Here is a 26856-nt window from a genome sequence, read left to right as displayed (position 1 = left end):
GAAGAGAAACGGTGAAGTGTCCGAGTGGTCGAAGGAGCACGCCTGGAAAGTGTGTATACGAGAAATCGTATCAAGGGTTCAAATCCCTTCTTCACCGCCACATTCTACGAGAAGCCCCCGAATCGAAAGGTTCGGGGGCTTTTTGTTTTCTGCCCCTTTCGCCGGCAAGCCGGCCCCTACAGGTTTGGCGCCGCTCTTGAGGCCGGCGCCGTACTTGTAGGAGCCGGCTTTGCCGGCGAAAGGGCCAGTGCAGTCAGCACATCACAATGACTGTCAGAAACTGACGGAAGCCGACAGCCGAGCCGTACGCGGCGTGCCCTGGAACAGGTAGTTGTCGCCCAGGTAATCCCCCACGTCGCGCCAGTAACGCTTGTCGAAGACGTTGTCCACGGTCAGCCGCAACACGGTGTCGTAACCACCGATACGGGTACGGTAGCGGCTGCCGATGTCGAACACGGTGTAGCCGCCAACCTCGGCATTGCCCGCCTGGCTGGCGTACTTGCTGGCGCTGTAGCGCGCGCCACCGAGCAGGGCCAGGCCGGGCACGGGCAGGGCGTAGTCGGCGTGCAGGGCGGCGCGCAGGCGCGGGACATTGATCGCCTGATGGCCTTCGTAGGCGTCGGTACCGCTGTTCTGCACGCGCGCGCGGATCGCCGCGGCACTGGCCTGGATCTGCAAGTTCGAGGTCACCTGGCCACTGGCGCCCAGTTCCAGGCCGGTGTTCTTCTGCTGGCCTTGTTGCACGTAGGTGAAGCTGCCGCCCTCGGGCCGGGCATACTGGTAGGCCTGACGGATCTGGAACAGGGCGGCGCTGAAGCTCATGCCCTGCCAGTCACGCTTGATACCAACCTCCATCTGACGCGACAGGGTGGGCGCGAGGATCTCGGCGGCATTGCTGGCGAACCACGGCGCTGTTCCTCCAGCGGACAGACCCTTGGAATAGCTGGCGTACAGCGTGGTGTCCGGTTGTGGTTTGTAGATCAGCGCCGCATTGGGCAGCAGTTGATACTGCTGGGTATGCCGACCGGCAACGCCGTTCTCGTCCCAGGTCTTCTCATCCAGGCGGACTTCCCGGGCGCCGATCACGGTTTGCCAGTTTTCGTTGAGGGTGATCCGGTCGCTGAGGAATAGGCCGTATTGGCGGCTGTCCAGGCGGCGCTCGCTGGAACCGATGGATTTGTCGGAGGGTTGCAGGGCGGGGGCACCGGTGTAGATGTTGCCGGTACCCAGCCATTCGTTGTAGTAAGGCCTTTGATCGAGCGTACGGCGCTGGGCGCTGGCACCCACAGTCAATTCGTGGCCCACGCCCAGCGCATCGAAACGCCCATCGAGCATGGCCTGTGCTTCGTCGATGCGGCGGGTGTCGTCGGGGCTTCGGAAGTCGTAGATGTCATAGTCGCCCGTGCTGCCAAAGAACGCTCCTTCGCTAGAGCCCCAGGCAAACGCACTGTAGTCGTCGATCACCACCTTGCTGCGCGAAGCGCTGAGGGTGCCGTTCCAGGTGTCGTTGAACTGGTACTTGAAGCGACCGCCCAGGTTCAGCGAATCGTTCTGCACCGGCTTTGCCCATGACTGCCAGGCCAGGTGGTCCTTGGGGTCGACCCCATGGGGCACCTGGGTGCCGCCGAGCAACTGGTAGCCCGGCACCGAATACTGCTCGCGGTGCTGGTACTCGGCGTCCAGTTCGAGCACGGCATCCGGGCTGATCTGCCAGTCGAAGGCCAGCGAGGCGAAGTCGCGCTTGCCGTCGGCGTGGTCGACATACGAGCGGATATCTTCATGGGCCAGGTTGGCGCGCAGGCCGAACTGACGCTCGGCGCCGAACCAGCCGCCCAGGTCGGTGGCCAGGTAGCGCTCGCCCTGCTCATTTGTCGAGACGCTGACGCTGCGCACGTCCTCCGGGCGCTTGGTCACGTAGTTGACCAGGCCGCCGGGCTCCGACACGCCACTCTGCAGCCCGGAGAGCCCCTTGAGCAGCTCGACCTGCTGCTTGTTCTCCAGGGCCACGTTCTGTTCGCCGGCTATGGTCTGGCCGTTGATCCGGTAGCTGCTGGCGGCATTGAGCTCGAAGCCACGGACGTTGAAGTTCTCGTAGTAGCCGACTGGCGCGTAGCTTTCGCCCACCGAGGCGTCGCTCTGCAGCACTTCGCTCAGTTTGCGCACCTGGCGGTCGTCGAGCAGTTGGCGGTTGAACACGCTGACTGCGGCGGGGGTGTCCAGCAGCGGGGCGTTGTGCAGGCCGCCCACCTGGGCCTCGCGTGCCTGGTAGCCCTCGTTGCCGTAGACCTCCGAGACACGCACGGGGGCCAGGGTCACGCTGTCGGCGGCAAGGCCCTGGCCGCTGTGCAGGGCAAGGCCGAGGCTGAGCAGGCCGAGGGGCAGGCGGGGGCGAAGCGGGGTCATGCAAGGCTCCTTGGAAGGCGGACGCGCCGTTATCGGTCGGCGGCTGTCGGGCAGGCAAAAGGGCGCCATGGTAGCAGGCTGCCAAGCATGGGATTCGATGTTTCAGGGGAATCGAATTCTGTAGGAGCGGCTTTAGCCGCGATGCAGGCAACGCGGTGCCCGGCACCCGCTTTGCGGGTGATCGCGGCTAAAGCCGCTCCTACAGAACGAAGCGGTCAGAACGAACGGAGCGGGGGCCGATTCAGGCCGCGGCCGGACGCTGATGCTTGCGCCAGTTGTCGTCGATCTTCGACCAGGTCTTGCCATCGGTGATGGCCATCAGCTTGCGCCCGTCCTTGAACGTAGCGACGAAGGTGACTTCGTCTTCCTTGCCGCCGAGCAGCAGCCCGGCGAGCAGGCCGACCGGGCCGGCCACCAGCGCTCCGGCCACCCCCCAACCCAGGGCGCTGCCCAGGCTGCGGGTCGATTCGAGGTTGGCCAACCTCAGGTCCTTGATGCGGGTGAGTGAAATGCGCTCGCCCGGCGAGGGGCTGCGAGGGGTCTTGAGTGTGAGCGCTCCATTGCGATACTCGCCTTCACCTTGCAAGAAATCGCCGGATTGCACCGTGAGTCTTGTCATTGTGTCGTCCTGTCAGGGAGGGGCTGTGACCAACGCCTACTGAGCGCCAGGGGCGTTGACAAGTCAACGGCCAGGCGACGGAGGGTCGTGCGGCGGGTTGTCACGTAGTTAAGCGCCTAGAACGAAGCAGCGATCGAGATGTTCAAGCGAAAGTCGCGTTTTCGAAAGTAAACTTCGATTCGGTGACCAATTAGTCATCGATTCATTAATAGAACTAATGATTGTATCAGCGGGGGCCGGTAGAGCGCAGCTTGAGGAAAAAAATACGAATCAGTGACCGTGTTCGAAAACGAAAAAATGAAGCCAAAAAAGGCTGGACAGGTAGTTTCAACATGTGTCAGTTTTTTTGCGCCGCATAAAGGCGAGTGACAGGACGCTCTCGCCAAGTTGGGAAACTCCTGTCTGACATCAACTGCTTTTTTGTAAACAAGGAAGTAATCTGCATGTCGAAAGTCAAAGAAAGCGCTATTGTTTCGGCCGTTTCCGCACTGCAACCGAAGGGTCCGAGCTCTTCCTTCGGCCAGATTGATACTTTTGCCCACCAGTACGATCGCGGCGGCGCGAAAATCAATGGCAAGAAGTCCTTCACGGCCGACCAGGCCGCCGATCACATCCTGCGTGATGGCGCCTCCTGGAAGGACCTGAACAAGGATGGCACGATCAGCTTCTCGTACACCTTCCTGACCAAGGCGCCTGCCGACTTCTACACGCGCAAGCTGGGCACTTTCAGCCAGTTCAGCGACCTGCAGAAAGAGCAGGCCAAGCTCTCCATGCAGTCCTGGGCGGACGTGGCCAAGGTCACCTTCACCGAGGCCGCATCGGGCGGTGACGGCCACATGACCTACGGCAACTTCAGCGCCAGCAACGGTGGCGCGGCGTTCGCCTACCTGCCGTTCGACACCCCGGGCTCGCACAAGGGTGAATCCTGGTACCTGATCAACAACAGCTACCAGGTCAACACCACCCCGGGTACCGGCAACTACGGGCGTCAAACCCTGACCCACGAAATCGGCCACGTGCTCGGCCTGTCCCACCCCGGCGACTACAACGCCGGCCAGGGCAACCCGACCTACGCCAATGCCGATTACGCCCAGGACACCCGTGGCTACAGCGTCATGAGCTACTGGAGCGAAAGCAACAACGGGCAGAACTTCGTCAAGGGCGGCGGTCAGTACTACGCCTCGGCCCCGCTGATGGACGACATCCTGGCGATCCAGAAGCTCTACGGCGCCAACTACGCCACCCGTGCCGGCGACACCACCTACGGCTTCAACTCCACCGCTGAACGCGACTTCTACTCGGCCACCTCGGCCTCGTCGAAGCTGGTCTTCTCGGTGTGGGACGGTGGCGGCAACGACACCTTCGATTTCTCCGGGTTCACCCAGAACCAGAAGATCAACCTCAACGAAGCGTCGTTCTCCGATGTTGGCGGCATGATCGGTAACGTGTCCATCGCCAAGGGCGTGACCATCGAAAATGCCTTCGGCGGTTCGGGCAACGACCTGCTGATCGGCAACGCGCTGGCCAACGTGCTCAAGGGTGGTGCCGGCAACGACATCATCTACGGTGGTGGCGGTGCCGACCAGCTGTGGGGCGGCACTGGCGCGGACACCTTCGTGTTTGGCGCTATCAGCGATTCCACCAAGGCCGCGCCGGACCGGATCATGGACTTCACCTCGGGTCAGGACAAGATCGACCTGTCGGCGATTTCCGCGTTCGCCGTGAACAAGCTGCCGCTGCAGTTCGTCAACGCCTTCACCGGCCATGCCGGCGAAGCCGTGCTGAGCTACGACCAGGGCACCAACCTGGGCAGCCTGTCCATCGACTTCACCGGGAACAGCTCGGCTGACTTCCTGGTGACTACCGTTGGCCAGGCCGCTGTCACCGACATCGTGGTCTGATGCAGGTGGGGGCGGCGCGCGAGCGTCGCCCCTTCTGCCGACGAGGTCGACGGATGCGAACTATCGAACGAATCATCGCGCTGGCCGCGATTCCATTGATGTTGATGACCGAGGTAGGTATGGCGAGCAGCCTGCTACTCCCCAACGCCGCGCAACTGGCCGGGCGTTGGCAGCTTTACCCCGAACAACAAAAGGCACAGGCCTGCGACCTGCGCCTGGCCGCCAGCGAAGGCAAGCTGGACGGCGACCTGGCGTGCGCCGAGCGCCTGCTGGGCCTGCGCCCCGGTAGCTGGCTGGTGACCCCCGATACGCTGGCCCTGGTGGGTGGTGATGGCAGCACCGTGGTGCACTTCAGCCGCGAAGGCGCAAATCGCTACGGCTGGACCACGCCAAAAGGGACTCAACTGGTGCTCGAGCGCCTGGACAAATAAACCCAGCCCGGCACTTTCACGGGGTCGGGTTAAAAGGGCGAAATATGAAACTACCGAGCAGGAAGCCCGGGGCGCCTTTGTGGGCAGCGCTCGGCGAACATAAGTCGACGTTGATCAGCGTTGGCTGTTTCACAGCCTTGATCAATATCCTGATGCTGGTGCCGTCCATTTATATGCTTCAAGTGTACGACCGTGTACTGAGTTCACAGAACACTACAACTTTATGGGTACTCACCCTGATGGTCGTCGGCTTCTTCGTATATATCGGCGGGCTTGAAGCCGTGCGCAGTTTCATTGTTATCCGGGTAGGCAACCAGCTGGAAAAAAGTTTCAACCTGAATGTCTATCGTGCCGCCTTCGAACGCAACTTGCGCCATCGCGATGGCGCGGCCGGGCAGGCCTTGGGCGACCTCACGCAACTGCGCCAGTTCGTCACCGGCCCTGCGTTGTTCGCCTTCTTCGACGCCCCGTGGTTCCCCATCTACCTGGCGGTGATCTTCGCCTTCAACGTCTGGCTGGGGGTGATGGCCACCGTCGGCGCGCTGCTGCTGATCGCCCTGGCCGTGCTCAACGAACGCCTCACCCACAAGACCCTGGTCGAAGCCAGCGGCATCCAGCAGCAATCGACGCTGCTGGCCGGTAGCCAGTTGCAGAGTGCCGAGAGCATCCAGGCCATGGGCATGCTCGCGGCCCTGCGTCGGCGTTGGTTCGACCTGCACGGGCGCTTCCTCGACCTGCAGAACAAGGCCAGCGACACCTCGGCGGTGATCACCGCCACCAGCAAGGGCCTGCGCCTGTGCCTGCAATCGCTGGTGCTGGGCCTGGGTGCCCTGCTGGTGATCGAGGGGCAGATGACCCCGGGCATGATGATCGCCGGTTCCATCCTGATGGGCCGGGTGCTCGCCCCGATCGACCAATTGATCGCCGTGTGGAAGCAGTGGAGCGGTGCCCAGCTGGCCTACCAGCGCCTGGACAGCCTGCTGCGCGACCACCCCGAAGCACCTGTGCCGATGCCGCTGCCGACACCGACCGGGCAGTTGACCGTGGAACAGATGAGCGCCGCGCCGCCTGGGCGCACCCAGGCCACGTTGCAGCAAGTGCATTTCCAGCTTGAACCCGGCGAGTTACTGGGCGTGCTCGGTGCCTCGGGCTCCGGCAAGTCGACCCTGGCCAAGGTCCTGGTGGGTGTCTGGCCCACCTTGGGTGGGCATGTGCGCCTGGATGGCGCCGAGCTCGACCAATGGGACCGCGAGGCCCTTGGCCCGCATATCGGTTACCTGCCGCAGAACATCGAACTGCTGCGCGGCAGCATCGCCGAAAACATCGCCCGCTTTGGCGAGCTGGACGGCCACAAGGTGGTCGAGGCGGCGCGCCTGGCGGGGGTGCATGAATTGATCCTGCGCCTGCCCAAGGGCTACGACACACGCCTGGGCGAAGATGGCGGCGACCTCTCCGGTGGTCAGAAGCAGCGCATTGCCCTGGCCCGGGCGTTGTATGGCAACCCGTGCCTGATCGTGCTCGACGAGCCCAACTCCAACCTCGACAGCCCCGGCGAGGCGGCCCTGGCCAACGCCATCCTCCAGCTCAAGGCCCTGGGCCGCACCGTGGTGCTGGTGACCCACCGCAGCTCGGCGCTGGGCCAGGCCGACAAGCTGCTGGTAATGAACGAAGGGCGCATGCAGGGCTTCGGCCCGGCGCGCGACATTCTCCACGCGCTCGGCCAGGGGCCGGCGCAACGACCGCTGCAGGCCGGAGGTGGCGCATGAGCCGGCATGAACGTGACGCGCGCTTTCATGTGCGCCTGGGCTGGGTGCTGACGCTGGTCGGTTTCGGTGGTTTCATGGCCTGGGCCAGCCTGGCCCCGCTCGACCAGGGGGTGCCGGTGCAAGGCACCGTGGTGGTCTCGGGCAAGCGCAAGGCGGTGCAGTCCATGGCCGGTGGCGTGGTCAGCCGGATCCTGGTCAGCGAGGGCCAGCAGGTGCGCCAGGGCGAGCCGCTGTTCCGCCTCGACCGCACCCAGGTGCAGGCCGATGTCGACGCGTTGCAGGCCCAGTACCGCATGACCCGTGCCAGCCTGGCGCGCTGGCAGAGCGAACGCGACAACCTCGGGCAGGTGCAGTTTCCCGCCGACCTGGTCGAGGATGCCGACGCCAAGCTCGGCTTGATCCTGGAAGGCCAGCGCCAGCTGTTCGACAGCCGCCGCCAGGCCCAGGCCCGCGAGCAGGGCGCATTGGCTGCCAGTATCGACGGCTCCCAGGCCCAACTGGCCGGCATGCGCCGTGCCCGCAGCGACCTGCAGGCCCAGGTCGACTCGCTGCGCGAGCAACTGGACAACCTGCGCCCGCTGGCCGGCGACGGCTACATTCCGCGCAACCGTGTGCTGGAGTACCAGCGCCAGCTGTCCCAGGTGCAGCGCGACCTGGCGCAGAACGCCGGCGAGAGCGCGCGGCTGGAGCAGGTGATCGTCGAGTCGCGGCTGAACCTTGCGCAGCGTCGCGAGGAATACCAGAAAGAGGTGCGCACGCAACTGGCCGAAGCCCAGGTCAAGGCTGCCACCCTGGAGCAACAGCTCAACTCGGCGCGCTTCGAGTTGCAGCACAGCGAAATCCAGGCGCCGGCCGACGGCATCGCGGTCAACCTTGGCGTGCACACCGAAGGCGCTGTCGTGCGCCCCGGCGACACGTTGCTCGAGATCGTGCCCCAAGGTACCGCGCTGGAAGTGGAAGGGCGCCTGCCGGTCAACCTGGTGGACAAGGTCGCGCCGCAACTGCCGGTGGACATCCTGTTCACCGCCTTCAACCAGAACCGCACGCCGCGGGTCACGGGGGAGGTGGCGCTGGTGTCGGCCGACCAGTTGATCGACGAGCGCAGCGGCCAGCCGTACTACGTGTTGCGCAGCACCGTCAGCGAAGAAGCGCTGGCGCGCCTGCAAGGGCTGGCGATCCGCCCGGGCATGCCGGCCGAGCTGTTCGTGCGCACCGGCGAGCGTTCGCTGCTCAACTACCTGTTCAAACCCCTGCTCGACCGTGCAGGCACTGCTTTGACCGAACAATAAGGACCGCCCAGTGAAGAAGTTCCCACTGATCGGGTTGCTGGCAGCCTGTGCCTGGCTGCCGGTGGCCGCCCAGGCGGCCATGGGGCCGTTCCAGATCTACGAGCAGGCGCTGCGCCGCGACCCCACCTACCTGGCCGCGTTCAAGGCCCAGCAGGCCGGCCAGGAGTACCGCGCCATCGGCCGCGCCGGCTTGCTGCCAACCCTGAACTACAACTACAACAAGGGCCGCAACGACTCCAAGGTGAAGTACCTGGGGGATTCGCGGCGCCAGGAAGAAGACCGCAACTACAACAGTATGGGCTCCAGTTTCATCCTCCAGCAGCCGCTGTTCGACTACGAAGCCTATTCGGCCTACCGCAAGGGCGTGGCCCAGGCGCTGTTCGCCGACGAAACCTTCCGCGACCAGAGCCAGCAGTTGTTGGTGCGGGTGATGACCAGCTATACCCAGGCGCTGTTCGCCGAGGACCAGATCGGTATCAGCGTGGCCAGCAAGCAAGCCTACCGCCAGCAGTTCCAGCAGAACCAGCGGCTGTTCGATGCCGGCGAGGGCACCCGCACCGACATCCTCGAAGCCCAGGCCCGTTACGAGCTGGCAGACGCCGAGGAAATCCAGGCGCGCAACAACCAGGATGCCGCCCTGCGCGAGCTGGGTGCGTTGATCGGCGAACCGGCCGTGCGCGTCGAGGACCTGGCACCGCTGCGTGTCGGCTTCGCCCTGCCGCTGGTCGACCCGACAGGTTACGGCGCCTGGCAGGAGCGTGCCCTGGCCAACAACCCGCAACTGGCTTCGTCGCGCCAGGCCCTGGATGTGGCGCGCTACGAAGTGCAGCGCAACCGTGCCGGGCACCTGCCCAGGGTCACGGCCTTCGCCACTTCGCGGCGCCAGGAGTCGGACAGCGGCAACACCTACAACCAGCGCTACGACACCAATACCGTGGGGATCGAGGTCAGCGTGCCGATCTTCGCCGGCGGCGGGGTGTCGGCCTCGACGCGTCAGGCCAGCCGTCACCTGGAGCAGGCCGAGTACGAGCTGGACGGGCAGACCCGCAGCACCCTGATCGAGTTGCGCAAGCAGTACAACGCCTGCGAGTCGGGCGCCAGCCGCCTGCGCGCCTATGAACGGGCGCTGGTGGCGGCCGAGGCGCTGGTGGTGTCGACCCGTAAGAGCGTGCAGGGCGGCGAGCGGGTCAACCTGGACGTGCTCAATGCCGAGCAGCAACTGGCCACCACCCGGCGCGACCTGGCCCAGGCGCGGTATGACTACCTGCTGGCATGGATCAAGCTGCACTACGAGGCGGGTGTGTTGAGCGAGACGCAACTGGCGCGGGTGGACGAGGCGTTCCTGGGCGGTAAATCCTGAAGGGGAACCTGTAGGAGCGGCTTCAGCCGCGATGCACGCAACGCGGTATCTGCCACCCGCTTTGCGGGTGATCGCGGCTGAAGCCGCTCCTACAGAGGCTGTGTCAGCTCAAAGGGCTGCGCTGGGCGCCACCTTCACCCGCTTGCGCTCCGCCAGCCCCCACACCAGTAGCGCCAGGGCTCCGATCACCAGCCCGGCGACGACGATCCCCATCCAGCCATGCACCTCGAACAGCTGCGTCCCCAGCAACGAACCCAGTGCGCCACCGATGAAGTAGCAGGTGATGTACCCGGCGTTGAGCCGCGTCCGCGCTTCGGGGCGCAGCGCGATCACCGCATTCTGGTTGCTCACGTGGATCAACTGCACCGCCAGGTCCAGCACCAGCACGCCCACCAGCAGCGCCACCAGTGAGCTTTGCGCAAAGCCCAGCGGCACCCACGACAGCAACAGCGCCACCAGCCCCACCGTGGTCCCTAGCGCGCCCTTGCCACGGTCGGCCAGGCGCCCGGCCCAGTTGGCCGCCAGCGCGCCCACCGCGCCGGCCAGGCCGAACAGGCCGATCACCGCGTCGGCGTAGTGGTAGGGCTCTCTGCTCAGCAGGAACGCCAGCGGCGTCCAGAACAGGGCGAACAGACTGAACGCCAACAGCCCCAGCAGCGAGCGCAGGCGCAGCACCGGCTCTTCGACGAACAGCCGGAACACCGAGCCGATCAGCGCCGGGTACTTCAGGCCGGCATGGCTGCGGTGCTGCGGCAGGCTGCGATACAGCGCCAGGGCGGTGATCGCCATCAGCACTGCCGCCAGCACGTAGATGCTGCGCCAGCCGCCCAGCTCGGCCATGAAACCGGCGGCGGTGCGGGCCAGCAGGATGCCCAGCAGCAGGCCGCTCATCAGCGTGCCCACCGCGCGGCCGCGTTGTTCCGGGGCGCTCAGGGCGGCAGCCAGGGGCACCAGCACCTGCGCCACCACGGAGAACAGCCCGGTCAATGCCGTGCCGAGGAGCAACCATGGCAGGCTCGGCGCGTAGGCGCTGATCACCAGGCCCACGGTGGCGATCAGCACCATGGTCACGATCAGCCGGCGTTGTTCGAACAGGTCGCCCAGCGGCGCCAGCAACAGCAGGCCGGCGCCGTAGCTCAGCTGTGCGGCGATGACGATGGTGCCGGCGCTGGCGGTGCTCAGGCCGAACTGCTCGGCGATGCTGTGCAGCAGCGGTTGGGCGTAGTAGTTGCTGGCCACGGCCAGGCCGGTGGCGGTGGCCATCAGCAGGATCAGGGCACGACTCAATGTCGGGGTGTTCATGGGCGCTCTCGTTGCAGGCAAGGTGGAATGTGGCCAAGTATCAGGAAGTGTCACGCATGACACCAATGTATAGTTTTCACGTTATCCATCTCGAAAGCAGATAGAGCGATGAATCTCAAGCAGCTCGAGTACGCCCTGGCCGTGGCCGACACCGGCAGTTTCACCCGCGCCGCCGAGCGCTGCCATGTGGTGCAGTCGGCGCTCAGCCATCAGGTGGCCCGGCTGGAGGCGCAGCTGAATGTCAGTTTGTTCGAGCGCAGTTCGCGTCGGGTTCGGCTGACACCCGCTGGCGAAGCCTTCGTGCTCAGTGCCCGGCCGGCGGTAGAGGCCGCCCGACGCATCGCCGACGACGTGGCCGCGGCGTGTGGGCAGGTGCGGGGGCGTCTGTCGATCGGTGAGATCAGTTCGCTGACCGCTCTGGATCTGGTCGACCTGCTGGCGGTGTTCCATCGTCGCTATCCGGATGTGGACGTGCGCTGGCTCACGGCCAAGAGCGAACTGCTGATGGCCGACGTCTGCGAGCGGCGGCTTGATGTGGGTTTTGTTGGCCTGTGGCAAGGCGAGGTATTGCACGGCGTGCAGCATCGCCTGCTGGCGCGGGAGGAGCTGGTGGCGGTGTTGCCGACGGCGCACCGGCTGGCCGGCGCCGCGCAATTGACCCTGGCCGACCTGATCGACGAAGTGCTGGTGGACTTTCCCGAGGGTACAGGCGCACGGCGGCAGGCTGACGAAGCGTTTCAGGCGGCGGGGGTGAGGCATCGGGTGCAGTTCGAGATTGGCCATGTTCGCCTGGTGGAAAAGTTCGTCCAGCGCGGCATGGCCGTAGGGCTGGTACCGGAGCGGATCGCCCGGGGGTTCGAAGGGGTGGCCATGGTGCGCTTGCTGGATGCGCCGGTGCGGCACTTGTATGCGGTGTGGTCGCCCAGCCCGACAGCGGCGGCGCGGGCGTTCCTTGAGGTGATGGAACAGAGCCTCGTGGCAAGTCATTGAGTGGGTTCGCCGGCAAGCCGGCTCCTACAGGGCGGACTTGCCGGCGAACAGGCATTGTCAGGCGGCGAAACCACCATCGGCCGTCAGACTGGCGCCAGTGATGTACCCCGCCTCAGGCCCGGCCAGGTACGCAACGAAACTGGCAATCTCCTCGACCTTGCCATAACGCCCGATGGCCATCAGCGGGATCAGGCTGTCGGCGAACTCGCCCTTGGCCGGGTTCATGTCGGTATCGACCGGCCCGGGCTGGACGTTGTTCACGGTGATGCCCTGCGGCCCCAGGTCGCGCGCCAGGCCCCGGGTCAGGCCCACCAGTGCCGACTTGCTCATGGCATACGGCGCGCCACCAGCGAAGGGCATGCGCTCGGCGTTGGTGCTGCCGATGTTGATGATCCGCCCGCCCTGGCCCATGTGCTTCACCGCCGCCTGGGTGGCGACGAACACGCTGCGCACGTTGACCGCCAGCAGGCGATCGAAGTCGTCCAGGTCGAATTCAGCCACCGGCGCCACGGCCAGCACGCCGGCATTGTTGACCAGGATATCGAGGCCGCCGAAGGCCTTGGCGGTATCGGCCACCGCCTGCTGCACCGCACCGGTATTGGCGCTGTCGGCACGCAGGGCCAGGGCCTGGCCGCCCGCATTGATGATCTCGCCGGCCAGGGCTTCGGCGGTCTGGGCGGAGCTTACATAGGTGAAGGCGACCTTGGCGCCGTCCTGGGCCAGGCGACGGACGATGGCCGCGCCGATACCACGGGAACCGCCCTGGACGAGGGCCACTTTGCCGCTGAGGGGAAGTTGCTGGGACATGCTGATCTCCTGCATACATGCAAGGCCGGATGCCTTGGATGGGTGCAGTATCCGCCCAGGATTACCTGCTGATAAGATCGCAATCACTATCAGCAGAGTAAACCTTTGGTTGTGAATGAGTGCCATGGAATCCTTCAGCAGCCTTGAATGCTTCATCCGCAGCGCCGAAGTCGGCAGTTTCGCCGAGGCCGCCCGGCGCCTGTCGCTGACCCCGGCCGCGGTGGGCAAGAACGTCGCGCAACTGGAGGCGCGCCTGGGGGTGCGGCTGTTCCAGCGCAGCACCCGCAAGCTCACCCTGACCGAAGCCGGGCAGCGCTTCCTGGGGGAGGTGAGCGACAGTTTCCGCACCATCCAGTACGCCGTCGCCAACCTGGCCAGCGCTGAGGGTCAGCCGGCCGGGTTGCTGCGGGTGAGCATGGGCACGGTGTTCGGGCGGCTGTATGTGTTGCCGCTGCTGGGCGAGTTCTTGTGTCGTTACCCGGCGATCACCCCGGACTGGCACTTCGACAACCGCCAGGTCGACCTGATCGGCCAGGGTTTCGATGCCGCCATCGGTGGTGGATTCGAGCTGCCTTTGGGGGTGGTGGCGCGCAAGCTGACCCCGGCGCACCGGGTGCTGGTGGCGGCGCCGGGCTATTTGCAGCGGCACGCCCGGATCGACCATCCCCAGGCATTGCAGGCTCATCAAGGCATTCTCATCCGCTCGCCGCAGACCGGGCGAGTGCGTTCCTGGCCGCTGACCAGCCGCTGGCAGGAGCAGTGCCCGCTGCAATTGCCGCAGAGCATGACCATGAGCGACTCCGACGCTGCCTGTGCGGTGGCCGAACAGGGGTTGGGGATTGCCTTGGTGAGCCTGCCGTTCGCTGTCCCTTACCTCAGCGCCGGGCGGCTGAGCCGGGTGTTGCCCGACTGGTACGTGGACGATGGCAGCATCAGCCTGTACTACGCTGAGCACAAGCTGCTGCCGGGCAAGACCCGGGCGTTCATCGATTTCGTGGCGGAGCAGTTTGCCGAGCAGGGGCTGGCGGAGCGGTTCAACGCGTTACAGCCCCTGTGACCCTTGTAGGAGCCAGCCTTGCTGGCGATGCAAGGCGCAGCCTTGCCAATGCGCATCGGCCGGTTCGCCAGCAAGGCTGGCTCCTACAACGGGGCGCGGTGTTCAGGCGACCTCGATGATGACCTGGATCTGGGTGATACCGTTCACCACCAGGCTTACCTCGTCATCCAGCCGCTTGCCAACCAACTGCTGTCCCAGCGGTGCCCGTGGGGTGATCACGGTCACCAGCGCGTCGCCCTCGCCAATCTTCAGGCCGGCGCCTTCCGGCCCGAGGAACAGCTGGCGCTGCTGGCCGTCCTGGTCTTCCAGCGTCACCAGGCAGCCGATCTGGATCCCCCGCGCCGGCTCGTAATCACGCAGTGCCATTTGCTGGTAGGTCAACAGCGCCTGGCGGATTTCGGCGGTGCGCCGGGCCTGCCCGGTGGCCAGGTACGACGCTTCCAACCCCAGGGTGTCGTACTTGTTCTCGGCGATGTTCTCTTCTGCGGTGGCCGCCTCGTAGGCGGTCTGGGCGGCGCGGCGCAGCACCTCCATGTCGTGCTCGAGGGTGGCGATGATGCGCTGCAGCAGGTTGGCCTTGTCCATGGTCAGTAGCAGAACTCCAGCACGTTGGCCTGGCTCTTGTCGGTCGGCGCGGTGCGGTTCTGTTGCAGCCAGAACTGGCACTTGGGGTTGTTCAGGTTGCGCGGGCTGCCCTGGGCAGCGTCGGCTGCCTGCTGCAGTTCCTGCTTGTGCAGGATGTCCTTGTAATGCTCGAACATTTCAGTCTGGGCATCCACCGGCTGGGTTGGTGTCGAGGCCGGCGCGGGCTGGATGAAAGCTGGGGCGACGGCCTGGGCTACTGGTTGTGCCTGTTCAGGCCACAAGCGCAAGGCCAGCCACAGGCTCAGGGCGATGGCCACGGCCCCCAGCCACAGGCCGAAGGCGACGCACAGGATCAGTTGCACGGGTTTCAGGGTGATCTTCAGTTCGCGGGGGCGGGGCATGGCGGCCTCCTGGCAGGCGGATCGGTGGCGGCATTGTCGCATGGGTGCGAGGATATTTTGCTTTTGTCCGCGCGTAATTATCCGCAGAATCCGCGGTCTTTTTCGCAGGTAACGGAACGTGGCGATGAAAACCACCTGGGACATCTTCTGCACCGTCGTCGACAACTTCGGTGATATCGGCGTGACCTGGCGCCTGGCCCGGCAGTTGGTGGCCGAGCATGACCTTGCCGTGCGCCTGTGGGTGGACGACCTGGCGGCCTTCGCGCGGCTGTGCCCCGAGGCCGATACGGTGGCTGCCCGGCAATGGCAGCAAGGTGTCGAAGTCTGCCATTGGCCAACCGAATGGCAGGCCGCCACACCGGCCCAGGTGGTGGTGGGCGCGTTTGCCTGCCAGTTGCCCGAAGCGTACGTCGAGGCCATGGCCAGGCAACCCAAGCCGCCGCTGTGGTTGAACCTGGACTACCTCAGCGCCGAAGACTGGGTGCAGGGCTGCCACGGGTTGCCGTCGCCCCAGGCCAATGGGCTGCGCAAGATCTTCTTCTTCCCCGGCTTCACCGAGCGTACCGGCGGTTTGCTGCGCGAGGCTTCGTTGCTGCCGCGTTGCGAGCTATTCCGGCAGGGGCCTGGAGAGCGGGAGAACTTCCTGGCCGGGCTGGGTATCCAGGCCCAGGCAGATGCCCGGTTGATTTCGCTGTTCGCCTATGAGAATCCGCAACTGGGCAATTGGCTCGACGTGCTGGCGGCCGATGTGCACCCCACCCATCTGCTGGTTCCCCAAGGGCGCATCCTGGGTGACCTCGGCCAATGGCTGGGCGAGCCGGGCCTGCCCGTGGGCGCGGTACATCGGCGTGGTGCGTTGACCGTGCAGGTGCTGCCGTTCGTCAGCCAGGACGACTACGACCGACTGCTGTGGAGCTGCGACTTCAACGCGGTGCGCGGCGAGGACTCGTTCGTGCGTGCGCAATGGGCCGGCGCGCCGATGCTGTGGCACATCTATATCCAGGACGAGAACGCCCACTGGGAAAAACTCGAGGCGTTCATGGCCCTGTATTGCGCTGGATTATCGGAGGCCGCCGGCCTGGCCCTGGCCGACCTGTGGCGGGCCTGGAACATGGATCGGCCGATGGGGCAGGCCTGGCAAGCCTTGCAGCCGCACTGGCAAGAACTGCGCCAGCATGCCCGGCAGTGGTGCGCGGCGCAGGCCGCTCAGCCGGACCTTGCCACGAAGCTGGTGCAGTTTTACCGAAATTCGCTATGATACGCGGCCTCGATTTTTATAAATCCATCCAGATTCGGATACTTCGTAATGAAAACTGGTAAAGAACTGAAACCCGGTACCGTTCTGCGCATCGATAACGATCCGTGGCTGGTTCAGAAAGCTGAATTCACCAAGTCGGGCCGTAACAGCGCGATCATGAAGACCAAGCTGAAGAACCTGCTGACCGGCTACAAGACCGAAACCGTATACGGTGCGGACGACAAGCTGGACGACGTGATCCTGGATCGCAAAGAAGCGACCCTGTCGTTCATCAGCGGTGACTCGTACACCTTCATGGACACCACCGACTACACCATGTACGAACTGAACGCCGAAGACATCGACGCCGTTCTGCCGTACATCGAAGAAGGCATGGAAGACATCTGCGAAGCCGTCTTCTTCGAAGGCCGCCTGGTATCGGTAGAACTGCCGACCACCATCAGCCGTCAGGTTGTCTACACCGAGAACGCCGCCCGTGGCGACACCTCCGGCAAGGTCATGAAGCCTGCCAAGCTGAAGAACGGTACCGAGATTTCGGTTGCCGACTTCATCCAGATCGACGAGTGGATCGACATCGACACTCGCGACAACAGCTTCAAGGGCCGTTCCAAGAAGTAATTGCTTCTTGCGATGAGCACGAAAAACCCGGCCTTGGCCGGGTTTTTTTGTGCCTGATTTCAGGATACGTACACTCCTTGTAGGAGCGGCCTTGTGCCGCGAAAGGGGCGCGAGGCGCCCCCTGGCGTTGGTTTGCAAATGCCTAGGGCCGCTTTGCGGCCCTTTCGCGGCACAAGGCCGCTCCTACAGGGCTTGCTTCCTGTTACACGGTCACATGCAAGCGCACATCCACATTGCCGCGGGTGGCGTTGGAATAAGGGCAGACCTTGTGCGCCTTCTCCACCAGCCCCTCAGCATCGGCCTGGGCCAGCCCCGGCAGGTTGATGTGCAGGTCGATGTCCAGCCCGAAGCCACCCGGGATCTGCCCGATACCCACCTTGGCGGTGATCGACGCATCGGCCGGCAGTGCCTTCTTCTCCTGCCCGGCCACGAACTTCAGCGCGCCGATGAAGCAGGCAGAGTAACCGGCGGCGAACATCTGCTCGGGGTTGGTGCCTTCACCGCCCGCGCCGCCCAGCTCCTTCGGGGTGCTCAGCTTGACCTCCAGCTTGCCGTCGCTGGAGCGGGATTTGCCGTCGCGACCGCCAGTGGAGGTGGCTTCTGCGATGTACAGCGGAGTGACCTTTTGCATCTTGAGCCTCGCTTGTGTGCTGTGCGCCTGGGGCGCTGAGTGGGTACGGAAATTAAATTAGCGCGCAATTGTTTAGTGCGCAAGATAATTCTTCGGCCATTCGTCGAGACAGCTAGTTCACAGCATAGCCGTCAGAGGTTTTCTTGCAGGTGCGCGCGCAGGGCCAGCAGGTCGGCCTGGAGTTTTCGCAGTTGCTCGGCGCTTTGGCCGCTGGCCTGCAGGATGCAGTGGGGGACGCGTCGGGCTTCGGCCTGCAAGGCCCGGCCTTTGTCTGTCAGTTGCACCAGCACCACGCGTTCATCCTCGCGACTGCGGCTGCGTTTGAGCAGGCCTTCGCCCTCCAGGCGCTTGAGCAGTGGCGTCAGCGAACCCGGGTCGGTGAGCAGGCGTTGGCTGATTTCCCCCACGGTCAGCCCGTCCTGTTCCCACAGCACGAGCATGGCCAGGTACTGCGGGTAAGTGAGGCCCAGGGCCTGCAGCAGGGGCTTGTAGACCTTGGTCATCAGCAGCGACGTGGAGTGCAGGGCAAAGCAGACCTGGTTGTCCAGCAGCAGCTCGGCGCAGGGGGTTTGGGTGTCGGCGTTCATGCAGGTCCTTGAGTCGTCTGAGTTGTAAAATCTAGCACGCGAATGTCTTGCGCGCTCATTGCCAGCGCAGCTCGCTGCGCAGGGCCAGGTCCCAGGGGGGCACCGGGCTGAATCGGCTCTTGAGGAATTCGAGCAGCAAGCGGCTGCGAGAGTTCGTTTCATGTTCCAGGCGCAGGGCGTAGATGCCACTGGTTTCCGGCTCGGGCAAACCGTTGTCGCAGAACAGCGGGATCAACTCGCCACGCAGCAGGTAGTCACTGATCAGCCAGGTGGGCAGGTGGGCGATGCCTAGCCCGGCCAGGGCGCCGAACAGCAAGGTCTCGGCATTGTTGGCGGCCATGCGCATGCGTGCCGGGCGATACAGGCGCACCTGGCCGTCGACGGTGAAGCGCCAGGCGAAGGGCGGGGCCAGGCCGTCCCAGTCGAGGCCATCATGCCCAGGCAGTTCGCTGGGGCAGGCCGGCATCCCCCGGCTGGCCAGATAGGTGGGGCTGGCGCAGGCGATGCGTACCATGTAGGCCAGCGGTGTGGCGACCAGACGGGTGTCGGCCAGGGGGCCGGCGCGCAGCACCAGGTCGACCTCGCCCAAGTGACTGCCATGCAGGTCGACGAAGCTGTCGATCAGGCGCAGTTGCACGTCGAGCCCGGGGTAGGCCACCAGGAAGTCGGCGATGGCCGGGGCCAGGTGGCGGCGGCCAAAGGCGGCGGGGGCGTCGATACGGATAAGCCCCTCGGGGGCGTTGCTCAGCGACACTGCCTCGGCGCGGGCCAGGCGCAGTTCCTCGATGATGCGCCGGGCCCGTTCGGCGAAGGCATTGCCCGCCGGGGTCGCGCGTACGGCATGGGTGCTGCGCGAGAACAGCCGGCTGCCCACGGCGCTTTCCAGGTTGTCGATGCGCCGGGCCACGGCGGAGGGGGTCAGCGGATGACGCCGGGCCGCAGCGGAGAAGCTGCCGGTCTCCAGTACATCGAGAAACAGGCTCAGTTGTTCGGTGAGGATATCGGGACTCATGGATTTGCCTATGCGAAATGCGCAAAGCCATTGTGCGCTGCTGTGCGTTTCCCAGCCAGCCGTCGCTGGTTAGCATGCCTGCATCTTTTAACGCGGGTGATCGAGGCACTGATGATCGAGTGGTTGATGTATATCGTGTTGGGCGCCGCGCTGGGCACCTTGGGGGGCCTGTTTGGTATCGGTGGCGGGCTGATCGCCATCCCGGCGCTGGGCGTGCTGTTCGGCCTTGACCAGCAACTGGCCCAGGGCACCGCGCTGGTGATGGTGGTACCCAACGTGCTGTTGGCCTTGTGGCGCTACCACCAGCGCAACCGCATCGAATTACGGCACGCGGTGCCGCTGTCGCTGTGCAGTTTCCTGTTCGCCTGGCTGGGCTCGATCTGGGCGGTGGGTATCGATGCCCAGTCGATGCGCCTGTACTTCGTCGGTTTCCTGGTGGCCTTGGCGCTGTGGAACGTGGCGCGGATGTTCCTGCCGGTCAGGCCGCCGAGCAACGCGCTGCGCTACCCGTGGCCTTGGCTCGGTGTGCTGGGCAGCTTCGCCGGGACCATGGGCGGGCTGTTCGGCGTGGGCGGGGCGGTGGTGGCCACGCCGATCCTGACCAGCGTGTTTGGTACCACCCAGGTGGTGGCTCAGGGGCTGTCGCTGGCGCTGGCGGCGCCGAGCACGATGGTCACGCTGCTGACCTATGGCTTGCATCAAAGCGTTGACTGGAGCGTCGGGGTTCCGCTGGCGGTGGGTGGTTTGCTCAGTATCAGCTGGGGGGTGAAGTTGGCCCATGCGCTGCCGGAGAAGGTGTTGCGCACGCTGTTCTGTGTGTTCCTGGTGGTGTGTGCGGTGATGCTTGGATTCGAGCTCTAGATCGTAGCGGGCCATCACCTGTAGGAGCGGCTTCAGCCGCGATCACCCGCGAAGCGGGGGCCACCCACCGCGGCGCCTGCATCGCGGCTAAAGCCGCGCCTACTTGAACCCTTCGACGATGTATTCGGCCATGCAGTCGGTAATCGGCGACTGGCTCTGCGTATTGCGCAGCAGCATCACATTGGCCATGTGCAGCTGCGGCAAGCCTTCCTCTTCCCCGAGCATGCGCAGGTCGTCGCCCACCAGGCTGCGCAACTGCGCGGTCACCGCCAGCCCGGCGCTGACGATGGCGAAGATCGCCGCCAGGCTCGGGCTGGTATAGGCGATGCGGTACTCGATGCCGCGCTGCTCCAGCGCGTTGCAGGTCCAGGCACGGCAGAAACAATCGGTGTTGAACAGCGCCAGGGGCATCGGCCGTTGCTCCTCGGGGCAGAAACCGTGCGCCGCAGCCCACACCAGGCGTTCCTGGCGCAGCATCTGGCCCACTTCGTTGCCTGGTTCGCGGGTGACGATGGTCAGGTCCAGGTCCTGGCGCAGCATCAGTTGCTTGGAGGAGTCGCAGTGCACTTCGACGTGGATCAGCGGGTAGTCCTGGGCAAAGCTGGAAAGGATGGTCGGCAGGTAGCGCATGGCGTAGTCGTCCGGCGTACCGATGCGCACCACCCCGACCATGTGCGGCATGCGCAGGGTGTTGAACACCTCGCCGTGCAGCTTGAGGATGCGCCGGGCATAGCCCAGCAGGACCTGCCCCTCGGCGGTCAGGCGCACCTGGCGGCCATCGCGCTCGAACAGCTGGCGCTGCAGGATGTCCTCTTCCAGGCGCTTCATCTGCATGCTGACGGCGGATTGCGTGCGGTTGACCACCTCACCGGCGCGGGTGAAGCCGCCTTGCTCGGCGATGGCGACGAAGGTGCGCAGCACGTCGGCGTCGAGACTCTGATACTGGGACATTGCATCAATCTCCGAGATGCATGGCATCAGAAACATTCGTTGGATTGATCTTAGGCCTGGGACGAGACTGGAGCCATCCACAAGGAGGGCGTCAAGATGAAAGGTCATTTCAACGTTGCTCACCAGCCCGTGTCCACCTTGAACCACTGGCTGCACGGGGCCGGCGGGTTGCTGGTGCGCTGGTACGAACTGCATCGCCAGCGTGATGAGCTGGCGCGCCTGAGCGATGCCACGCTGCACGACCTGGGGTTGTCGCGGGCCGACATCCAGCAGGAAGCCGAGCGGCATTTCTGGGAGGATCCGCTGCGCAAGTAAGGCCGCTTTCGCCGGCAAGGCCGGCTCCTACAGCGATTTGCGTATACCTTGTAGGAGCCGGCTTTGCCGGCGAACGCTTTTGCGGCCATCGTCAATTTCGGAGCCACTGCGGATGCCCCTCAACCTGTCCCTTGCCCAGGCCCGGCGCCTGGTTTTGTCCGCCCAAGGCTTCGGCAAATCGCCCGACACCCCGGCCACCCTGGCCCATCTCAAGCGCATGCTCCAGCGCCTGGGTGTGGTGCAGATCGATTCGGTCAATGCCTTGGTGCGTTCCCATTACCTGCCGCTGTTCTCCCGCCTGGGCGATTATTCGCCCGCCTTGCTCGACCAGCTCGCCTGGGGCAAGCGGCGCCAGCGCCGGCTGTTCGAATACTGGGGGCACGAAGCCTCGCTGTTGCCGCTGGAGTTGTACCCGGCCATGCGCTGGCGCATGGCACACGCCCGCGAAGGCAAGGGCATCTATCGGCAACTGGCAGCCTTCGGTCGCGAGCGTCGCGATGTGATCGAGCGGGTAATGGCCGCCGTACGCGACCAGGGCGCGCTGGGTGCGGGCAGCCTGTCGACCCGCGAGGAGCGGGCCGGCCCCTGGTGGGACTGGAGCGAAGAGAAGCACGCACTGGAGTGGCTGTTCGCCGCAGGCGAAGTCACCGTGGCCGGGCGCCGCGGCTTCGAACGCCTCTACGACCTGCCAGAGCGCGTCTTACCCTCGGCCGTTCTCGACCAGCCGCCCCCGGATGAGCGCGAGGCGCACCGGAGCCTGCTGTTGCACGCTGCCACCGCCCTGGGCGTGGCCACCGAACAGGACCTGCGCGACTACTTCCGCCTGTCGCCGCAACAGAGCAAGGCCGCCGTCGCCGACTTGCTGGAAGAGGGGCATCTGCAGGCTTGCACGGTACAAGGCTGGAAGCAGCCCGGCTATGTGGCGGGGGCGCCGCGGATACCCCGGCGCATCGCCGCCAGCGCCTTGCTCTCGCCTTTCGATTCGCTGGTCTGGGAACGCAGCCGCACCGAGCGGCTGTTCGACTTCCGCTACCGCCTGGAAATCTACACCCCGGCGCACAAGCGGGTGTATGGCTATTACGTGCTGCCATTTCTGTACAAAGAACGCATCGCCGCACGTCTGGACCTGCGTGCCGAGCGCGCCCAGGGGCGTTTGGCGGTGCATGCGGTGCACGAGGAGCAATCGGGGCTGGATGAGGCGGGCTACCAGGCACTGGCCACCGAATTGTGGCGCCTGGCGGGTTGGCTGGGCCTGGAGCGGGTACAGCTGAACTGCCCCCGCGCAGAGGGCAGCCGGCTGCGTCAGGCGTTGCTCAGCGGCGCACCTGCTTGAGGGTTTCGGCGATCAGGAAGGCCAGCTCCAGCGACTGGTCGGCGTTCATGCGCGGGTCGCAGTGGGTGTGATAGCGGTCGGACAGGGCGTCCTCGGTGATCGGGCGGGCACCGCCGATGCACTCGGTGACGTTCTGCCCGGTCATCTCGATATGGATGCCACCGGCATGGCTGCCCTCGGCCTGGTGCACCTGGAAGAACTGCTTCACCTCGTCGAGAATCTGCGCGAAGTCGCGGGTCTTGTAGCCGCTGCTGGCCTTGATGGTGTTGCCGTGCATCGGGTCGGAGCTCCACAGCACCTGGCGCCCCTCGCGCTGGACAGTGCGGATCAGCCCCGGCAGGTGGTCGCCGACCTTGCCGGCGCCCATGCGCACGATCAGGTTGAGGCGGCCCGGGTCGTTGTCCGGGTTGAGCACGTCGATCAGGCGGATCAAGTCTTCGGTGTTCATGCTCGGGCCGACCTTGACCCCGATCGGGTTGTGCACGCCGCGCAGGAACTCGACATGGGCGCCGTCGAGCTGGCGGGTGCGGTCGCCGATCCACAGCATGTGCGCCGAGCAGTCGTAGTAGTCGCCGGTCAGGCTGTCGCGGCGCACGAAGGCTTCTTCATAGTTGAGCAGCAGCGCTTCGTGGGCGGTGAAGAAACTGGTCTCGCGCAGTTGCGGCGCGGTGTCCAGGCCGCAGGCGCGCATGAACGCCAGGGTTTCGTCGATACGGTTGGCCAGCTGGTGGTACTTGTCGGCCAGCGCCGAGTTGGCGATGAAGTCCAGGTTCCACTTGTGCACCTGGTGCAGGTCGGCGAAGCCGCCCTGGGCGAAGGCGCGCAGCAGGTTGAGACTGGCGGTGGCCTGGTGGTAGGCCTGCAGCAGGCGTTCGGGGTCGGGGATGCGGCTGGCGCTGTCGAAACCGATGCCGTTGACGATGTCGCCACGGTAGGCGGGCAGGGTGATGTCGCCGATGGTTTCATCGCCCGAGGAGCGTGGCTTGGCGAACTGGCCGGCCATGCGCCCGACCTTGACCACCGGGCAGCCGGCGGCGAAGGTCATGACAATCGCCATCTGCAGCAGCACCTTGAAGGTGTCGCGGATCTTCGCCGCCGAGAATTCGGCGAAGCTTTCGGCGCAGTCGCCGCCCTGGAGGAGGAAGGCCCGGCCCTGGGTGACCTCGGCGAACTGCCGGCGCAGCTCACGGGCCTCGCCGGCGAACACCAGCGGCGGATAACTGGCCAGCGTCTGCTCCACCTTCAGCAGGTGGGCGGCGTCGGGGTAGATCGGTTGCTGCTGGATCGGCAAGGCGCGCCAGCTGTCGGGGGTCCAGGGTTGGGTCATCGAGTGCTCTATCCATAAGTGTCGGTTCAGTCGTACCTGCCATGGTACCGCTGGCGGTGCGCTTGTTGCACCACCGGCATTGGCGGACAATACGCGTTTTGCGCGGGCAGGTGGTAGGGATGGCGATGGAGCGGGAAGAGCGGCTGCTGGCCCGGGTCGAAGATGCCTTTGGCGTGATCAGCGTGTACGAGGTGGAGGATTACCGCTTCCTCGAGTTCGGTGACGCCATCGAGCAGAGCTGCACCTTCGTCGCCGACCCCAGCTGGCTGGAGTACGACTACACCCGCGCGATGCTGGTCGGCGCGCTGTGCCATGAGCAGCCGGAAAGCGCGCTGTTCCTGGGGCTGGGCGCCGGCACTCTCACCCAAGCCTGCCTGAAGTTCCTGCCGCTGGAGGACGTCGAGGCCATCGAGCTGCGCCCGGACGTGCCGCGCCTGGCCATGGAGTACATGGGGCTGGACGACGATCCGCGCCTTTATGTGCGGGTGGGCGATGCCATCGAGCTGCTGCCCACGGCGGAAAAGGCCGACCTGTTGTTCGTCGACCTGTATACCGACACCGGGCCTGGAGTCGGGCACCTGGCCTGGGGCTTCCTGGAGAACTGCCAGAAACAGCTCAACCCCGGTGGCTGGCTGGTGATCAACCAGTGGGCCGGGGATGACGGCAGGCCGCTGGGCGCGGCCTTGCTGCGTGGGCTGTATCACCGGCATTACTGGGAGTTGCCGGTGAAGGAGGGCAACGTCATCCTGCTGGTGCCGGCCGATCTCGATCAAACGCTGGATAGCGACGGGCTGCGGGCCCGGGCCGAAGCGTTGGCGCCGCGCTTGGGGTATTCGCTGGAGTACCTGATCAAAGAGGTTCGCCCGGCGACCTGAGTCACCGGGTTCGCCGGCAAAGCGTGCGTTCTACCTGTAGGAGCCGGCTTGCCGGCGAACCGCTGTGGAATCGATTCAGCGCCTCGGCAGGGGTGGCCACCTAATGGCCCATTTGCTCGAAATATTTCTCACGGTTTTCGCCAGATTCGGGTATAGTACGCGCCGGTCTTTTAGCGGACCTCAAAATCAGGTGGTGCAAATCCTCCGAATCCAGCTTCGGCTGCGCGTCCGCTAGGCGGACCTTCCCAAGACGTTCCTATTTCAATCGTTTTCGCAAATCCCCGCCGCCAAAGCTGCCTGGGTGACCTTCTGGTCTTTCAAGGCATGTGCAGTTTTGGAGCATGGGTCTTTGCGGATGCACCTAGAGGCAGACCCATGACCCAGGAAACCGGCGGATTCGCCGCTCTCGATCTCAATCCGAATATCGTTGCTGCTGTTCTGGCCACCGGCTACGAAGAGCCGTCCGCTATTCAGCATCAGTCGATCCCGATCATCCTCGCCGGTCATGACATGATCGGCCAGGCGCAGACTGGCACCGGCAAGACCGCTGCCTTCGCCCTGCCGATCCTCAACAAGATCGACGTGAGCAAGCGCGAACCGCAAGCCCTGATCCTGGCGCCAACCCGTGAGTTGGCGCTGCAAGTAGCCACCGCTTTCGAAACCTACGCCAAGCAGATGCCGGGCGTTAACGTGGTGGCCGTGTACGGTGGTGCCCCGATGGGCCCACAGCTGCGTGCCATTCGCAATGGCGCTCAGATCGTCGTCGCCACCCCGGGCCGCCTGTGCGACCACCTGCGTCGCGACGAGAAAGTCCTGTCCACCGTGCAGTACCTGGTACTGGACGAAGCCGACGAAATGCTCAAGCTGGGCTTCATGGACGACCTCGAAGTGATCTTCGACGCCATCCCTGCCTCGCGCCAGACCGTGCTGTTCTCCGCCACCCTGCCGTCGTCGATCCGTTCGATCGCCGAGCGTCACCTGCGCGAGCCCAAGCACGTCAAGATCCAGAGCAAGACGCAAACCGTCACCGCGATCGACCAGGCCCACCTGATGGTCCACGCCGACCAGAAGATCCCGGCCGTGCTGCGCCTGCTGGAAGTGGAAGAGTTCGACGCGCTGATCGCCTTCGTGCGCACCAAGCAAGCCACCCTGGACCTGGCCGCCGCGCTGGAAGCCAAGGGCTACAAGGCTGCCGCGCTGAACGGCGACATTGCCCAGAACCAGCGTGAGCGCGTGATCGACTCGCTCAAGGATGGCCGCCTGGACATCGTCGTCGCCACCGACGTCGCCGCCCGTGGCCTGGACGTACCGCGCATCACCCACGTGTTCAACGTCGACATGCCGTACGACCCGGAGTCCTACGTGCACCGTATCGGCCGTACCGGCCGTGCCGGTCGCGAAGGCCGTGCGCTGCTGCTGGTCACCCCGCGTGAGCGCCGCATGCTGCAGGTCATCGAGCGTGTCACCGGGCAGAAGGTTGCCGAAGCGCGCCTGCCGAACGCCCAGGCCGTGCTGGATGCCCGCATCAAGAAGCTGACCAACAGCCTGGCGCCGCTGGTAGCCGAAGCGGAAGCCACCCATGGCGAGCTGTTCGACCGCCTGACCGCCGCCCTGGGCTGCAGCCCGCGTGCGCTGTCCGCCGCCCTGCTGCGCAAGGCCACCAATGGCCAGGCGCTGGACCTCGCGACCGTTGAGCGTGAACAGCCGCTGGTACCCACCTACGCTCCGCGCGAGCGCAGCGGTGAGCGCGCCGAGCGTGGTGAGCGCAGCGACCGTGGCGATCGTGGTGACCGCGAGCGTCGCGCGCCGATGCCGCTGGCCGAAGGCCGCGTGCGTTGCCGTACCGCCCTGGGTGCCCGTGACGGCATCGCCGCGAAGAACCTGCTGGGCGCGATCCTCAACGAGGGTGGCCTGGCCCGCGACGCCATCGGCCGTATCCAGGTGCGTGACAGCTTCAGCCTGATCGAGCTGCCGGAAGATGGCCTGGAGCGTCTGCTGACCAAGCTCAAGGATACCCGCGTGGCCGGCAAGCAGCTGAAGCTGCGTCGCTACCGCGAGGATTGATCCTGGCGCTGCAATGAAAAAATCCCCGGCCTTGGTCGGGGATTTTTTTTGGGTGGCGGGTGATTGTTCTGGGGTTTGAGGGGGGGCGCAGATCGAGCGCCGCTGTGCGGCGC

The 26856-nt window shown here is 65.2% G+C and carries 24 protein-coding genes, 1 tRNA gene and 1 pseudogene; 15 read left to right on the top strand and 11 right to left on the bottom strand.

Annotated features, from left to right (window positions below):
- The first annotated feature begins 10 nt into the window (after positions 1–10).
- Positions 11–100, top strand: a tRNA-Ser gene (locus P5705_RS06255).
- Positions 101–273: 173 nt separating this feature from the next.
- Here P5705_RS06255 and P5705_RS06250 read toward each other — a convergent pair.
- Both P5705_RS06250 and P5705_RS06245 read right to left on the bottom strand, forming a co-directional pair.
- Positions 274–2403, bottom strand: a complete 2130-nt coding sequence (locus P5705_RS06250) for a TonB-dependent siderophore receptor (RefSeq protein ID WP_277460021.1) — start codon at positions 2401–2403, stop codon at positions 274–276.
- Positions 2404–2644: 241 nt separating this feature from the next.
- Positions 2645–3022, bottom strand: coding sequence for a hypothetical protein (locus tag P5705_RS06245; RefSeq protein WP_011532826.1), 378 nt, complete (start codon positions 3020–3022; stop codon positions 2645–2647).
- Positions 3023–3465: 443 nt separating this feature from the next.
- Here P5705_RS06245 and P5705_RS06240 point away from each other — a divergent pair, with 443 nt between their 5' ends.
- From P5705_RS06240 to P5705_RS06220, 5 genes are read left to right on the top strand one after another with little or no spacing between them, the layout of a single operon-like run.
- On the top strand, positions 3466–4923 hold the full coding sequence (locus tag P5705_RS06240) for a serralysin family metalloprotease (RefSeq protein WP_277460020.1): 1458 nt from the start codon (positions 3466–3468) through the stop codon (positions 4921–4923).
- Positions 4924–4976: 53 nt separating this feature from the next.
- Positions 4977–5354 carry an AprI/Inh family metalloprotease inhibitor gene (locus P5705_RS06235; RefSeq protein WP_277460019.1) on the top strand — a complete coding sequence of 126 codons (378 nt, stop codon included), beginning with the start codon at positions 4977–4979 and terminating at the stop codon, positions 5352–5354.
- A 44-nt stretch (positions 5355–5398) separates the two neighbouring features.
- A complete protein-coding gene (locus P5705_RS06230) occupies positions 5399–7120 on the top strand; it encodes a type I secretion system permease/ATPase (RefSeq protein WP_277460018.1) in 1722 nt (573 codons plus the stop codon).
- On the top strand, positions 7117–8409 hold the full coding sequence (locus tag P5705_RS06225) for an HlyD family type I secretion periplasmic adaptor subunit (protein ID WP_277460017.1): 1293 nt from the start codon (positions 7117–7119) through the stop codon (positions 8407–8409). The genes P5705_RS06230 and P5705_RS06225 overlap by 4 nt, the downstream gene beginning before the upstream one ends.
- Before the next feature lie 10 nt (positions 8410–8419).
- Positions 8420–9769, top strand: coding sequence for a TolC family outer membrane protein (locus P5705_RS06220; protein ID WP_431196927.1), 1350 nt, complete (start codon positions 8420–8422; stop codon positions 9767–9769).
- A gap of 108 nt (positions 9770–9877) precedes the next feature.
- Here P5705_RS06220 and P5705_RS06215 read toward each other — a convergent pair whose 3' ends face one another.
- Complete coding sequence (locus tag P5705_RS06215; protein ID WP_277460016.1) at positions 9878–11071, bottom strand: MFS transporter; 1194 nt, start codon at positions 11069–11071, stop codon at positions 9878–9880.
- A gap of 108 nt (positions 11072–11179) precedes the next feature.
- Here P5705_RS06215 and P5705_RS06210 point away from each other — a divergent pair, with 108 nt between their 5' ends.
- Complete coding sequence (locus P5705_RS06210) at positions 11180–12061, top strand: LysR family transcriptional regulator (RefSeq protein ID WP_277460015.1); 882 nt, start codon at positions 11180–11182, stop codon at positions 12059–12061.
- A gap of 57 nt (positions 12062–12118) precedes the next feature.
- Here P5705_RS06210 and P5705_RS06205 read toward each other — a convergent pair whose 3' ends face one another.
- On the bottom strand, positions 12119–12868 hold the full coding sequence (locus P5705_RS06205) for a 3-oxoacyl-ACP reductase family protein (protein WP_277460014.1): 750 nt from the start codon (positions 12866–12868) through the stop codon (positions 12119–12121).
- Between the two features lie 124 nt (positions 12869–12992).
- On the opposite strand from P5705_RS06205, the gene P5705_RS06200 reads away from it, so the two are divergent.
- A complete protein-coding gene (locus P5705_RS06200; protein ID WP_277460013.1) occupies positions 12993–13925 on the top strand; it encodes a LysR family transcriptional regulator in 933 nt (310 codons plus the stop codon).
- Positions 13926–14027: 102 nt separating this feature from the next.
- Here P5705_RS06200 and P5705_RS06195 read toward each other — a convergent pair whose 3' ends face one another.
- The gene (locus tag P5705_RS06195; protein ID WP_277460012.1) at positions 14028–14510 is read right to left on the bottom strand and encodes a GreA/GreB family elongation factor; all 483 of its coding nucleotides are present in this window, start codon (positions 14508–14510) and stop codon (positions 14028–14030) included.
- A 2-nt stretch (positions 14511–14512) separates the two neighbouring features.
- Positions 14513–14911, bottom strand: a complete 399-nt coding sequence (locus tag P5705_RS06190) for a hypothetical protein (RefSeq protein ID WP_277460011.1) — start codon at positions 14909–14911, stop codon at positions 14513–14515.
- A 124-nt stretch (positions 14912–15035) separates the two neighbouring features.
- Between P5705_RS06190 and earP the strand changes: the two genes are divergently transcribed.
- Together earP and efp are read left to right on the top strand one after the other, a co-directional pair.
- Positions 15036–16169, top strand: coding sequence for an elongation factor P maturation arginine rhamnosyltransferase EarP (gene earP / locus P5705_RS06185; RefSeq protein ID WP_277460010.1), 1134 nt, complete (start codon positions 15036–15038; stop codon positions 16167–16169).
- Between the two features lie 48 nt (positions 16170–16217).
- Positions 16218–16787: an elongation factor P gene (gene efp / locus P5705_RS06180; RefSeq protein ID WP_060483780.1), complete on the top strand. Its 570-nt coding sequence runs from the start codon at positions 16218–16220 to the stop codon at positions 16785–16787.
- A gap of 202 nt (positions 16788–16989) precedes the next feature.
- Here efp and P5705_RS06175 read toward each other — a convergent pair whose 3' ends face one another.
- The 3 genes from P5705_RS06175 to P5705_RS06165 all read right to left on the bottom strand — a co-directional run bounded on the left by P5705_RS06175 (position 16990) and on the right by P5705_RS06165 (position 19017).
- Complete coding sequence (locus tag P5705_RS06175) at positions 16990–17418, bottom strand: organic hydroperoxide resistance protein (protein WP_011532840.1); 429 nt, start codon at positions 17416–17418, stop codon at positions 16990–16992.
- 131 nt (positions 17419–17549) lie between these two features.
- Entirely contained in the window at positions 17550–18005 is a 456-nt protein-coding gene (locus tag P5705_RS06170; RefSeq protein ID WP_277460009.1) for a MarR family winged helix-turn-helix transcriptional regulator, read from the bottom strand.
- Between the two features lie 55 nt (positions 18006–18060).
- Complete coding sequence (locus P5705_RS06165) at positions 18061–19017, bottom strand: LysR family transcriptional regulator (RefSeq protein ID WP_277460008.1); 957 nt, start codon at positions 19015–19017, stop codon at positions 18061–18063.
- Between the two features lie 111 nt (positions 19018–19128).
- On the opposite strand from P5705_RS06165, the gene P5705_RS06160 reads away from it, so the two are divergent.
- Positions 19129–19878: a sulfite exporter TauE/SafE family protein gene (locus tag P5705_RS06160; RefSeq protein ID WP_277460007.1), complete on the top strand. Its 750-nt coding sequence runs from the start codon at positions 19129–19131 to the stop codon at positions 19876–19878.
- A 99-nt stretch (positions 19879–19977) separates the two neighbouring features.
- On the opposite strand, the gene P5705_RS06155 is transcribed toward P5705_RS06160, so the two are convergent.
- Complete coding sequence (locus tag P5705_RS06155) at positions 19978–20829, bottom strand: LysR substrate-binding domain-containing protein (RefSeq protein ID WP_213660121.1); 852 nt, start codon at positions 20827–20829, stop codon at positions 19978–19980.
- 96 nt (positions 20830–20925) lie between these two features.
- Between P5705_RS06155 and P5705_RS06150 the strand changes: the two genes are divergently transcribed.
- Both P5705_RS06150 and P5705_RS06145 read left to right on the top strand, forming a co-directional pair.
- The gene (locus P5705_RS06150; RefSeq protein WP_044488695.1) at positions 20926–21144 is read left to right on the top strand and encodes a DUF1127 domain-containing protein; all 219 of its coding nucleotides are present in this window, start codon (positions 20926–20928) and stop codon (positions 21142–21144) included.
- Positions 21145–21256: 112 nt separating this feature from the next.
- Positions 21257–22477: a winged helix-turn-helix domain-containing protein gene (locus P5705_RS06145; protein WP_277460006.1), complete on the top strand. Its 1221-nt coding sequence runs from the start codon at positions 21257–21259 to the stop codon at positions 22475–22477.
- On the opposite strand, the gene P5705_RS06140 is transcribed toward P5705_RS06145, so the two are convergent.
- On the bottom strand, positions 22458–23804 hold the full coding sequence (locus P5705_RS06140) for a class II 3-deoxy-7-phosphoheptulonate synthase (protein WP_240065824.1): 1347 nt from the start codon (positions 23802–23804) through the stop codon (positions 22458–22460). The genes P5705_RS06145 and P5705_RS06140 overlap by 20 nt on opposite strands.
- 119 nt (positions 23805–23923) lie before the next feature.
- On the opposite strand from P5705_RS06140, the gene P5705_RS06135 reads away from it, so the two are divergent.
- Both P5705_RS06135 and P5705_RS06130 read left to right on the top strand, forming a co-directional pair.
- The gene (locus tag P5705_RS06135) at positions 23924–24679 is read left to right on the top strand and encodes a spermidine synthase (protein WP_277460005.1); all 756 of its coding nucleotides are present in this window, start codon (positions 23924–23926) and stop codon (positions 24677–24679) included.
- Positions 24680–25020: 341 nt separating this feature from the next.
- Positions 25021–26743 (top strand): annotated as a pseudogene (locus P5705_RS06130) (DEAD/DEAH box helicase).
- The last annotated feature ends 113 nt before the right edge of the window (positions 26744–26856 follow it).

This window comes from Pseudomonas entomophila (assembly GCF_029478665.1).
Classification (GTDB): Bacteria; Pseudomonadota; Gammaproteobacteria; order Pseudomonadales; family Pseudomonadaceae; genus Aquipseudomonas; species Aquipseudomonas entomophila_F.
Note: the sequence above shows the minus strand (reverse complement) of the source record. Positions and strands in the feature narration are given on the sequence as shown.